This is a genomic window from Skermanella sp. (assembly GCF_059503625.1).
This window is the reverse complement of the sequence record NZ_JCACHA010000682.1, coordinates 1-11,608: the sequence shown is the minus strand read 5'-3', so window position 1 is coordinate 11,608 and position 11,608 is coordinate 1. Positions and strand designations below refer to the sequence as shown.

Annotated in this window: 9 protein-coding genes; 8 read left to right on the top strand and 1 reads right to left on the bottom strand. The window is 66.7% G+C overall.

Annotated elements, in window-relative coordinates:
- Positions 1–253: 253 nt before the first annotated feature.
- From AC5JJ6_RS22150 to nadC, 4 genes are all read left to right on the top strand, one after another.
- Positions 254–1,027 carry a hypothetical protein gene (locus tag AC5JJ6_RS22150; protein WP_496044142.1) on the top strand — a complete coding sequence of 258 codons (774 nt, stop codon included), beginning with the start codon at positions 254–256 and terminating at the stop codon, positions 1,025–1,027.
- Between the two features lie 175 nt (positions 1,028–1,202).
- Positions 1,203–2,210: a quinolinate synthase NadA gene (gene nadA, locus AC5JJ6_RS22145; protein ID WP_496044141.1), complete on the top strand. Its 1,008-nt coding sequence runs from the start codon at positions 1,203–1,205 to the stop codon at positions 2,208–2,210.
- 60 nt (positions 2,211–2,270) lie between these two features.
- Entirely contained in the window at positions 2,271–3,914 is a 1,644-nt protein-coding gene (locus AC5JJ6_RS22140; protein ID WP_496044140.1) for an L-aspartate oxidase, read from the top strand.
- Positions 3,892–4,728 (top strand): carboxylating nicotinate-nucleotide diphosphorylase, encoded by an 837-nt coding sequence (gene nadC / locus AC5JJ6_RS22135; RefSeq protein ID WP_496044139.1) that lies wholly within the window; start codon positions 3,892–3,894, stop codon positions 4,726–4,728. Before AC5JJ6_RS22140 ends, nadC begins: the two co-directional genes overlap by 23 nt.
- 75 nt (positions 4,729–4,803) lie before the next feature.
- Here nadC and AC5JJ6_RS22130 read toward each other — a convergent pair whose 3' ends face one another.
- Positions 4,804–7,287 (bottom strand): Tex family protein, encoded by a 2,484-nt coding sequence (locus AC5JJ6_RS22130; protein WP_496044138.1) that lies wholly within the window; start codon positions 7,285–7,287, stop codon positions 4,804–4,806.
- A 170-nt stretch (positions 7,288–7,457) separates the two neighbouring features.
- On the opposite strand from AC5JJ6_RS22130, the gene AC5JJ6_RS22125 reads away from it, so the two are divergent.
- From AC5JJ6_RS22125 to AC5JJ6_RS22110, 4 genes are all read left to right on the top strand, one after another.
- Positions 7,458–7,646 (top strand): hypothetical protein, encoded by a 189-nt coding sequence (locus tag AC5JJ6_RS22125; RefSeq protein ID WP_496044137.1) that lies wholly within the window; start codon positions 7,458–7,460, stop codon positions 7,644–7,646.
- Positions 7,647–7,992: 346 nt separating this feature from the next.
- On the top strand, positions 7,993–10,014 hold the full coding sequence (hyfB, locus tag AC5JJ6_RS22120; protein WP_496044136.1) for a hydrogenase 4 subunit B: 2,022 nt from the start codon (positions 7,993–7,995) through the stop codon (positions 10,012–10,014).
- Positions 10,011–10,976 carry a respiratory chain complex I subunit 1 family protein gene (locus tag AC5JJ6_RS22115; RefSeq protein ID WP_496044135.1) on the top strand — a complete coding sequence of 322 codons (966 nt, stop codon included), beginning with the start codon at positions 10,011–10,013 and terminating at the stop codon, positions 10,974–10,976. Before hyfB ends, AC5JJ6_RS22115 begins: the two co-directional genes overlap by 4 nt.
- A 9-nt stretch (positions 10,977–10,985) precedes the next feature.
- Positions 10,986–11,608: hydrogenase-4 component E (locus tag AC5JJ6_RS22110; protein WP_496044134.1), on the top strand; the 623-nt coding region annotated here is incomplete at its 3' end.

Below are 11,608 nucleotides of genomic sequence, written 5' to 3'. Positions count from 1 at the left end.
CCCCCCCCCCCCCCCCGCCGGGGGGGGGGGGGCGGGGGCCCCCCGCCCCCTGTTGGGGGGGCGCGCCCCCCCCCCGCCGACGATCTGCTTTGCAGATCCAGTTCCGTGTACTGGGTTCAAGGCCTTCCGGCATTGCATGGCATGTGGCGCCTTGGCGCATGGCATTGCGCCTGGATTTCAGGCAAAGGTTATGCTGCAATGCAACATGGCTGGTGTCGCTGATGCTGGCCCGCTCCTGGAACCAAGGCCGATCATGCGCCCATCGCCCTCGCTCTCCGACTTAGACACTTCCGTACCGGTCTTCCGGCTCATCGCCGCCGGCGTACTCCTGCTGGTCCTGTTCATCATCGCGACCGTCGGTTCGAACGCACCGGCGGAAGAGGACCCGATGCGGGCGAGGCTTGCCGGCGTTCTGGATGCCGGCCTGCGTGACAAGCTGTCGCATTATGCGGAGACGATGGCGGAAAAGCGGCCGGTGATCGAGATCGAGACCCCCGAGGGACGCTTCAAGGCCGACAACTGTACAGGGTATGTGGCGCTGACCGGGCGCGATACGCGCGGCCGAGGTCTGGCCGGCCATCCGCTGGCGTCCCACTATCAGGAATGCCCGCTCATGCGGCTGCTCCACAATTCCAGGACGCCGGAGGAGCATATAGCGCCGCAAGCCAGTCTCGCCCGCGCTGTGGCCGATCGCCTCGACCCTGCGACCCTCAACGCTCTTGCCCCGGCTTGGGCCGGCAAGACGCGCCGGCTGGCGACCGTGCCGGCAGACAGCTTCGCCGTGACCGGCCGCAGGATCGATGTTGCGTATGGCGACGCCCGGTGGAGCTTGGATGTGGTCGCGTCGATCGATATCGCCGGTTCCCCCGTCGAAGATCTGGTCGTGCGGGTCGGGCGCGGCTCCGGCGCCGGCACCTTCATGGTCCTGATGACCCGTGACGACGGCGCACTGGCAGCACTTCCGCTCAACGTCTTCGTCGCGGGCGGCGGCTTGGCGATGGCTCAGGCGCAAGCTCAAGGTTTCTGATAACGGCCTTAGGAGTGGCGCGGAGAACGGTGTTCTTCGCGCTTTTTCTTGGCTCCAATTATACTCTTTACGAGTATATTATGATATACTCGTTGAGAACATAAATCGGATGTGCTCAGGTAGAGCAGAAAGGCATTCAGCAAAGCCCTGAAACAAGCCATCCTGGAACCAGCCAATGTCCGCAGCCGCCGATCTCGCCTATACGCCCGCCGTTGCCGAAGCGACCGCCTCCATCTACGAACGGATGAGCCGCGTCGTTCCTGCGGTCGAATGGCCGTTCCACGCTCCCCTGATCCACGCGATCAATACGCTGAAACGGGAGCGCAATGCCGTCATCCTGGCTCACAACTACCAGACGCCGGAGATATTCCACGGCGTCGCCGACATCGTCGGCGACAGTCTGGCCTTGGCCCGGCAGGCGGCGAGCACCGATGCCGATGTGATCGTGATGGCCGGCGTCCATTTCATGGCGGAAACCGCCAAGCTGCTGAACCCGGAAAAACTGGTGCTTATCCCGAGCCTGTCGGCGGGCTGCTCGCTGGCCGACAGCATCACGGGCGCCGACATCCGCCTGCTCAAGCAGAAGTATCCCGGCGTGCCGGTCGTGACCTATGTCAACACCTCGGCCGAGGTGAAGGCGGAAACCGACATCTGCTGCACTTCCGGCAATGCGGTGCAGGTCGTGGAAAGCCTTGGCGTGGACCGCGTGCTGTTCCTGCCGGACGAGTATCTGGCGAAATACGTCGCGACCCAGACCAAGGTCGAGATCATCGCCTGGAAGGGCCACTGCGAGGTCCACGAGCGCTTCACCGGCGACCAGCTCAGGGAATACCGCGCGCGGTTCGGCGGCATCACGATCATCGCCCACCCGGAATGCCCGCCCGACGTGCTGGAAGCGTCCGACTTCGTCGGCTCGACCGCCCAGATGATCGATTACGTGGGCGAGAAGCGCCCGCCCCGCGTGCTGATGGTGACCGAGTGCTCGATGAGCGACAACGTCGCGACGGCCTTGCCGGATGTCGAGTTCATCCGTCCGTGCAATCTCTGCCCGCATATGAAGCGGATCTCGCTGGCGAACATCCTGGAAAGCCTCACCACGCTGGAGCCGCGCGTCGAGATCGACCCCGCCATCGCCGGCCGGGCACGGCTTGCCGTGGAGCGGATGATTGCCGTTGGCCGCTGAACAGGCCGCAGCCGAGATGCACACATCATGATGCACTTGAATGAAGGGACAGCGGGCGGAATGCCCGCCGTCCGGGATGCCGGGATCGTGGTCATAGGCTCCGGCATGGCCGGGCTGACCACCGCCCTGCGCCTGTCGCCGCGACCGGTGACCCTGCTGACCAAGACGCCGGACCTGCCCGGCGGTTCCAGCCCTTATGCACAGGGCGGAGTGGCCGCCGCGATCGGCCCCGACGACGATCCGGGCGACCACGCCGCCGACACCGTCAAGGCGGGAGCCGGGATCACCGATGCCCTGATGGCCCGGCTGCTGGCGGCGGAAGGTGCCGATCAGGTCCGCCGGCTTCTCGCCTCGGGCGCGGCCTTCGACCGCGATGCCGACGGTACGCCGATGCTTGGCCGTGAAGCGGCCCACGGGCGGGCGCGGATCGTCCATGCCGGGGGCGACGCCACCGGACGCGTCCTGACCCACGAGTTCGCCGACCTCGTCCGCCGCACCGCTTCGGTCACGGTGATGACCCAAGCGTTCGCGTTCGACCTGATCGTCCGCGACGGGCGGGTTCACGGCGTGCTGGCCCGTCACGCCGAGGACGGCTGGATCTTCCATCGCGCCAATCATGTGGTGCTGGCGACCGGCGGGGTGGGAAGCGTCTTCCTCCATACCACCAACCCGGCGGAGAACACCGGCGACGGCCTTGCCATGGCCGCACGCGCGGGGGCAGCCCTGGGAGACCTGGAGTTCGTCCAGTTCCACCCGACGGCGCTGGCGGCGGACGACGGGTCCGGCAAGCCGTTGCCGCTGCTGACGGAGGCACTGCGCGGGGCAGGGGCCGTCATGCTCGACGGCCAGGGCCGGCGCTTCATGCCGGCCGAGCACCCCGACGCCGAACTGGCGCCGCGCGATGTCGTCGCCCGTGCCGTCTGGCGTCGGGTCGCGGCGGGAGAGCGGGTCACGCTCGACATGCGGGCCGCCCTTGCCGAAGACGCCGGGCACTCCCCGACGGTGCTGGACCTCTGCGCGCAAGCCGGCATCGACCCGACGCGCGAGCCGGTGCCGATAGCGCCCGCAGCGCACTACCACATGGGCGGCGTGGTCACCGATGCTGACGGACACACCAGCATCGACGGGTTGTGGGCCTGCGGCGAAGTCGCGAACACGGGCGTCCACGGCGCCAACCGCCTTGCCAGCAACTCGCTGCTCGAAGCGCTGGTGTTCGGCGACCGGGTCGCCCGCGCCATCGCCGTCGGGGGTGCGGGAGGCAAGCGTCCGCCCATCGCCGTTCCAAGTATTCCCGCCGTTCCAAGCGGCAGCGGCGAGGCCATCGCTGCGATGCGCGGAAGCGTCCGCCGCGCGATGTACGACCATGTCGGCCTGTCGCGGGATGCCGCAGGACTGGACCGCGCCCTGACGCTCCTGTCCGGGCTGGAAGCGGAACGCACCGGCCTGAAAGGGCAGGGCTCGGCGTCCTTCGCCGACACCGTCGCCTGGGGTGAACTGCGCAACCTGCTCCTGAGCGCCGTCCTGATTACCCGCGCCGCCTCCCAGCGGGAGGAGAGCCGGGGCGCTCATTACCGTTCCGACTTCCCCGCCGTCTCGCCTGCATGGCAGCACCGCCGTTTCATCAGCCTGCGCGATTTCGACGCCCTGCGCGTTCCGCAGCAATCCGTGAAGGAAGCCCGCCATGCCGTACCCGCTGGTCTATGAACCGCTGGTCCGCGCCGCCCTGCTGGAAGACCTCGGCCGTGCGGGGGACCTGACGACCGATACGGTTGTTCCGGCGGATGCGACTGCCAGCGCCCGCTTCGTCGCCCGTCATCCCGGCCGGGTGGCGGGGCTGACGGTCTCGCTGTCGGCCTTCCGGCTGCTCGACCCTGGCCTGACCATCGAGACCCTGATACCCGACGGCAGCGACGTTTCGCCCGGCGATACCCTGGCGGTGGTGTCCGGCCTTGCCCGCCCGATCCTGTCGGCGGAACGTACCGCGCTCAACCTGCTGGGACGCCTGTGCGGCATCGCGACCGCGACGCGCGGATTGGTTCAGGCGGTGGAAGGCTGCAAGGCGCGCATCACCTGCACCCGCAAGACCACGCCCGGCCTCCGCGCCCTGGAGAAGGAGGCGGTGCGTCTCGGCGGCGGCAGCAACCACCGCTTCGGGCTGGACGATGCCGTGCTGATCAAGGACAACCACCTGATCGCCGGCGGCGGCATCCAGGCCGCCGTCGCGCGTGCCCGCGCCGGCTTGGGCCATATGGTCAAGATCGAGGTGGAGGTGGACACCCTGGCCCAGCTCGAGGAGCTTATCCCGCTCGGCGTCGACGCCGTCCTGCTCGACAATATGCCGCCGGAAACGCTGGCCCGCGCCGTCCACATGGTCGACGGCAGGATGCTGACGGAAGCCTCCGGCAACATCAACGCCCGCACCGTCCGCGCCGTGGCGGAAACCGGGGTCGATATGATCTCGGTCGGCTGGCTGACGCATAGCGTAACCAACTTCGACGTGGGTCTGGACTTCGACTGACCCAGCCGAACACGAAAAACGAACAAGGCCGATCCTCGCTTTGAAGCGAGGATCGGCCTTTTTCGTACGTACCGGTTACTTCTGCTGCTTCGCCGCCTGCGCCCGCGCGAAGGCTTCCGCCCGAGCGCCGCCCAGGGCGGGACCGGCCGACATCACCGCCGGCTCACGCGGAGCCCGCTTTTCCCCACGGTCCTGACGGTCGCCGCGATCCGGACGCTTGCCGCCGCCGGCATTGCCGCCGGGCGCACCCGACGCCGGACGCCGGTCGCGCTGCTGGTCGCCGCGTCCACCCCGGTCCGAACCGCCGCCGCTGCGTTCGCCCCGCTGCTCGCGCGGCTTCTGCTGCTGAGGCTGTGCTGCGGCACGGGGTTCAGGTGCGGCAGGGCGGGCCGCCTGCTCGTCTAGCCGCATGGTCAGGGCGATCCGCTTCCGCTTGAGATCGACTTCCAGCACCTTGATCTTCACCACGTCGCCCGCCTTGACCACCGTATGGGGGTCCTTGACGAACTTGTTGGCAAGCTGGGAGATGTGGACCAGACCGTCCTGATGGACGCCGATATCGACAAAAGCGCCAAAGGCCGTGACGTTGGTCACGACGCCTTCCAGCACCATGCCGAGTTCCAGGTCCTTCAGTTCGTGGACGCCTTCCTTGAACACCGCCGTCTTGAACTCGGGACGCGGGTCGCGGCCCGGCTTCTCCAGCTCGGCGATGATGTCCTGGACGGTCGGCAGGCCGAACTTGTCGTCGGTGAAGTCTTCCGGGCTCAGCGAGCGCAGCAGCGGCGCGTCGCCGATGATTTCCTTCAGCGGCTTGCCCGCCTTGGCGATGATCCGCTCCACCACCGGATAGGACTCCGGGTGGACGGCGGAGGCGTCCAGCGGGTCGTCGCCATTGGCGATGCGGAGGAAGCCCGCCGCCTGCTCGAACGCCTTCGGCCCGAGCCGGGCGACCTCGTTCAACTGCTTCCGGGTGCGGAACGCGCCGTTGCGGTCACGGAATTCCACGATGTTGCGGGCGACGCTGTCGGACAGGCCGGACACCCGCGCCAGCAGCGGCACCGAAGCCGTGTTAAGATCGACGCCGACGGCGTTCACGCAGTCCTCGACCACGGCATCCAGGCTGCGCGCCAGCTTGGAACCACTGACGTCGTGCTGGTACTGGCCGACGCCGATCGACTTCGGTTCGATCTTGACCAGTTCGGCCAGCGGGTCCTGAAGACGCCGCGCGATCGACACGGCGCCGCGCAGCGAGACGTCGAGCTGCGGGAACTCCAGCGCCGCCACTTCCGACGCGGAGTAGACCGAGGCGCCGGCTTCCGACACGACCAGCTTGGAGAGGTTGAGGTCCGGATGCTGCTTGATCACGTCGTTGACCAGCTTGTCGGTTTCCCGGCTGGCCGTGCCGTTGCCGATGCTGATCAGCTCGATCTTATGGCGGAACGCCAGGGCGGCGATCACGGCGATCGAGCCTTCCCAGTCGTTCTTCGGCTGGTGCGGGTAGATCGTCGTCGTCTCGACCACCTTGCCGGTCGCATCGACGACGGCGACCTTGACGCCGGTCCGGATGCCGGGGTCGAGGCCGATGGTCGCGCGCGGGCCGGCGGGGGCCGCCAGCAGAAGGTCGTGCAGGTTGCGGGCGAAGACCCGGATGGCGTCGCCCTCGGCGCGGTCGCGCAGGTCGCCCAGCAGGTCAAGCTCGACATGAAGGCCGATCTTGGTCTTCCAGGCCCAGCGCACCGTTTCCAGCAGCCACTTGTCCGCCGCCCGGCCGGCATCGCGGATGCCGAGATGGTTGGCGATGATCGCTTCGCAGGGGTGCTGGAGATCGGTCGCGGGATCGCCGACCTCGATCCTGAGATCCAGCACGCCCTGGGTGCGGCCCCGGAACATGGCGAGCGCCCGGTGCGACGGGATCTGCTTCAGCGGTTCGAAGAAGTCGAAATAATCGGAGAACTTGGCGCCTTCGTCGCGCTTCGCCTCGACCACGGCGGAGACCACCTTGCCGTTGTCGGCGACATAGCCGCGCAGGCGGCCGACCAGCTCGGCGTCCTCGCCGAACCGCTCGACCAGGATATGGCGGGCGCCTTCCAGCGCCGACTTGACGTCGGGCACGCCCTTTTCCAGATCGACGAAGGCGACCGCCGCCGCTTCCGGAGCGACGGCCGGGTTCTCCAGCAGCCCCAGCGCCAGCGGTTCCAGACCGGCCTCGCGGGCGATCATCGCCTTGGTGCGGCGCTTCGGCTTGTAGGGCAGGTACAGGTCTTCGAGCCGCGTCTTGGTGTCGGCCGCGTCAAGCTGCGCCTTCAGCTCGTCCGTCAGCTTGCCCTGTTCGGCGACACTGGACAGGATGGCGGTGCGCCGCTCCTCAAGCTCCCGAAGGTAGCGCAGGCGCTCCTCCAGGGTCCGGAGCTGCGTGTCGTCCAGGCCGCCGGTGGCTTCCTTGCGGTACCGCGCGATGAACGGAACCGTCGATCCCTCGTCCAGCAGCGCAATGGCTGCCTCGACCTGGTTTTGCCGGGCGGAGAGTTCGTCGGCGATACGTTTGCTGATGCTGATCATGTCGTGAAGGCACGGCTGCAGTGAAAACCGAAAGTCGGGTGGGCCACCCTATACTCCGTTGAGATGCCTGAAGGCTAGGGACCTTATCGACACAAGCCATATCGGGTTGTTGGTTAACGTGAAATTAAACTCCGGCCGGCAATTCTGGGTCGCCCTTATGGAGGATCCATATGCCTGCTCCCCTCATAGCGTTGACGGTTCTCTGGCTGGCGATCGGCTGCGCGTTCACCTGGCGGTGCCGCTTCGCAACGGCATCGCGGGGCTGGCGGGGACAGCTGGCTCAACTACTTGCGACTTTCGTCCTCACAGTCATCTGGCCGGTGCTGGCCTGGGCCAGGGTACTGGCGCTGCTGCCATAGCTTCATGAGCGGCCACCCGCTGCCCGGCGCAGCCTGCGGCAAACTGGCTCAGGGTCTTTGAGACCGGCCCGATTAACTAATTTTTGACACGAGCGGCGACATGATAATGTCACAGACGCACGGTGGTGCGTTTCCTCCCTGACTGAAAAACTCCGGCCTTCACGTCAGTGACGGCCGGTTTTTTCTTGTCCAGCCGCCATGATGGAAGACGGCCGAAATCCCGTCGCGGCACCGGATGCGCGGACGGGATGTTTGCATCAGGGGCGGTCCGGCATGTTATAAGCGGGGGAAATATCCTTATACCCGCGGTGGTTTCTCACCATGGTTCCTCAGCCGGTTCCCAACCTTGGCATTCATTAGTCTGTGCATCGCGGCGATGCTGCTGCTGGCGTTCGCGGGCATGGCGAGACCCTGGCTGCCTCGCGCCCATGAAATCGTGCATGGCGGCATGGCCGTCGTCTGCGGCGGTGCTGCGCTGTCTGTGCTGGTTCGTCTTGCGATGGGCGAGACGGATATCGATACGCTGGCGCTGCCGGTCGGTCTGCCCTGGCTGAACGCCAACCTGCGGCTGGACGCCTTGTCCGCCGTGTTCCTGCTGGCGGTCAATCTGGCGGCTTGTCTCGCGTCCGTCTTCGGCTGGAGCTATGCGCGCCCCGATGACGAACCGGGCGAAGAGCCGGGCAGGGTGCTGCCGGTCTTCCCGCTCTTCATCGCGGCGATGAACCTCGTGCTGGTCGCAGACGACGCCTTCGTCTTCCTGGCGGCGTGGGAGTTCATGTCGCTCACCTCCTGGCTGCTGGTGCTTTCGACCCACCGGGAGGACGAGACGTCGCGCGCGGCGCATGTCTACTTCGTCATGGCAAGCTTCGGCACGGCCTGCCTGCTGCTCTGCTTCGGCATGCTCGCCGGCACCACGGGCGACTACAGCTTCGCCGGCATCCGGGCGCATCCGCAGGATGTAACATCGGCCAGCATAGCGGCTCTCCTGGTGCTTCTGGGGGCGGGCTCGAAGGCGGGGCTGGTGCCGCTCCATGTCTGGCTTCCGCTGGCCCATCCCGCAGCGCCCAGCCACGTCTCCGCCCTGATGAGCGGGGTCATGACCAAGGTTGCCATCTACGGCCTGATCCGCGTCCTGTTCGATCTGGTAGGCCAGCCACTCTGGTGGTGGGGAAGCATCCTGGCGGTGATCGGCGCCATCACCGCCGTCGTCGGCGTGCTCTATGCGCTGATGCAGGACGACGTGAAGAAGCTGCTGGCCTATTCGACGGTCGAGAATATCGGCGTGATCGCCATCGGGTTGGGGCTGGCGCTGGTGTTCAAGGCATCGGGCGTGCCGGCCCTGGCGGCACTCGGCATGACAGCCGCCATGCTCCACGTCCTCAATCATAGCCTGTTCAAGAGCATCCTCTTCTTCACATCGGGCGCCATCCTGACCGCCACGGGGGAGCGCAAATTAGACCGGCTGGGTGGGCTGATCCACAAGATGCCCAAGACGGCGCTGTTCTGCCTGATCGGTTCTGCCGCGATCTCCGCCCTGCCGCCGCTCAACGGCTTCGTCGCGGAGTGGCTGCTGTTCCAGGCCGTCCTCAACGGTCCGCTGCTCGAGCAGTGGGAGCTGAAGATCGGGTTCGCCGTGATCGGGGCGCTGCTGGCGCTGTCTGCCGCCCTTGCCGCCGCCTGCTTCGTCCGTTTCTACGGCATCGTCTTCCTGGGCCGCCCGCGCTCGCCCGCCGCGGAAAAGGCGCGGGAGGTCGATGCGGTGATGCTGACCGCCATCGGGGTGCCGGCGTTCCTGTGCATCGTCGTCGGCGTCCTGCCGACTGTGGTCATCCAGATGATCGAGCCGGTCAATCGGCTGGTCGTGGGGGAGGGTCTGTTAGACGCCGGCGGCCATGGCGGATGGGTCTGGCTGGCGCCCGCCAGCGCGTTCGGGAACAGCTACAGCGGCCTCATGATGTTCCTGACGATCCTGATCCTGACGATCCTGGCCGTCTTCATGATCCACCGCTATGCCTCCAGCCGGGTGCGCCGGTCGATCGCCTGGGGCTGCGGATTCACCGATCCCACTCCTCTCGGCCAGTATTCCGCCGACAGCTTTTCCCAGCCGCTGAGGCGGGTCTTCGCCGGACACTTGTTCCGGACTCGCGACCATGTCGATATGCCGGCGCCGGGGGAAACGCGGCCCGCCCGCTTCACGCTCGAGTCGCGCGATCCCGCCTGGGATTGGCTGTTCACCCCCGTCGCCCGCATCGTCGGCTGGATTTCCGAGCAGGTCGATGCGCTCCAGTTCCTCACCATCCGCAGTTACCTGTCGCTGATGTTCTTAGCATTGATAGCGCTTCTGGTCATGGTGGCGGTGTCGCAATGATGGTCGTCCAGGCCTTGCTTGCGGGCGTCTTCCAGGTCGTCCAGATGGCGCTGCTGCTGATGCTGGCTCCGGGGCTGACGGGGCTGGTCCGCGTCATCAAGGCGCGGCTGCTCGGACGGCGCGGGCCGCCGCTGGTCCAGCCCTACCTTGATCTGCTCCGCCTGCTGAAGAAGGAAGTGGTGCTGGCCGAGAACGCTTCCTGGCTGTTCCGGACCACCCCCTATCTGGTGTTCACCGCGATCTGGCTGGCGGCGGCCCTGGTGCCGACGTTCTCCACCGCGCTGGCGCTGACCGCCACCGCCGACCTGATTGCGCTGGTGGCCTTGCTGGCCAGCGCCCGCTTCTTCCTGGCGCTCGCCGGGATGGATGTCGGGACCAGCTTCGGCGGGCTGGGATCGTCGCGGGAGATGATGATCGCGGCCCTGGCCGAGCCGGCCATGCTGATGGTGATCTTCTCGGTCGCTATCCTGGTGCGGACGACCTCGCTGTCGCTGATCGTCGATTTCATGCTGAGCGGCGGCGTCGGCCTGCGGGTCTCGCTGGCGCTGGCGCTGATCTCCCTCCTGATGGTCGCCATCGCGGAGAATGGCCGTGTGCCGATCGACAACCCGGCCACCCATCTCGAACTCACCATGGTCCACGAAGCCATGGTGCTGGAGTATTCCGGTCGGCATCTGGCCCTGATCGAAGCCGCCGGCATGATGAAGCTGGTGCTCTACATGGCGCTGATCGCCTGCATCTTCCTGCCCTGGGGGATCGCCGCTCCCAATGACGGCCCGGTCGAGTTGCTGGTCGGCCTGCTGACCTTCGTGCTCAAGCTCGCCGCCGGGGCCGTGCTGCTCGCGGTGTTCGAAACCGGGATCGCGAAAATGCGCGTGTTCCGCTACGGCGAGTTCCTGGGCGGCGCCCTGCTGCTGAGCCTGCTCGGCGCGATCTTTCTCTATGTCTCGACGGGATTGTAGGCGCCGGTCATGCCCAGCATTCACTATGACATCGCCCATCTGCTCGGAGCCCTGGTGCTGCTGCTCAGCTTCGCCCTGCTGTACCAGCGGCGTCTGTTCGCGCTGATCAAGATGTTCGCGATCCAATCGGCGGCACTGGGCGCGGCTGCGGCGTGGCAAGGCTATATCCAGGATGCGCCGCACCTCTACGTGACTGCCGTGCTGGCGCTGGCCATGAAGGCCGTCGTCATTCCGGTCGCGCTGCACAGGATCATCGTCAAGCTGAACATCGCGCGCACGATCGATACCGCGCTCGGCGTCGGCCCGACCATGATCGCGGGCGTCAGTCTGGTGACGCTGTCGATCCTGCTGGTGCTGCCGGTCACATCAGACGTCACGGCGCTGACGCGCGAGGATCTGGCGCTGGCCCTGTCGGTCGTGCTGCTGGGCCTGCTGACCATGATCACCCGGCGCAACGCCATCGGTCAGGTCGTAGGCTTCATGTCACTGGAGAACGGGCTGATCCTAGCGGCCGTCGGCGTCGAGGGCATGCCGCTGATCGTCGAGATGCTGGTCGCCTTCGCCGTCATGGTCGCCTTCATCATCTTCGGCATCTTCTTCTTCCACATCCGGGAACGGTTCGACACCCTCGA

Bases quoted from the DNA above. Each gene is read 5' to 3' on its own strand.
- AC5JJ6_RS22150 (WP_496044142.1), top strand. From the start codon at position 254: ATGCGCCCATCGCCCTCGCTCTCCGACTTAGACACTTCCGTACCGGTC.
- nadA (WP_496044141.1), top strand. From the start codon at position 1,203: ATGTCCGCAGCCGCCGATCTCGCCTATACGCCCGCCGTTGCCGAAGCG.
- AC5JJ6_RS22140 (WP_496044140.1), top strand. From the start codon at position 2,271: ATGCCCGCCGTCCGGGATGCCGGGATCGTGGTCATAGGCTCCGGCATG.
- nadC (WP_496044139.1), top strand. From the start codon at position 3,892: ATGCCGTACCCGCTGGTCTATGAACCGCTGGTCCGCGCCGCCCTGCTG.
- AC5JJ6_RS22130 (WP_496044138.1), bottom strand. From the start codon at position 7,287: ATGATCAGCATCAGCAAACGTATCGCCGACGAACTCTCCGCCCGGCAA.
- AC5JJ6_RS22125 (WP_496044137.1), top strand. From the start codon at position 7,458: ATGCCTGCTCCCCTCATAGCGTTGACGGTTCTCTGGCTGGCGATCGGC.
- AC5JJ6_RS22115 (WP_496044135.1), top strand. From the start codon at position 10,011: ATGATGGTCGTCCAGGCCTTGCTTGCGGGCGTCTTCCAGGTCGTCCAG.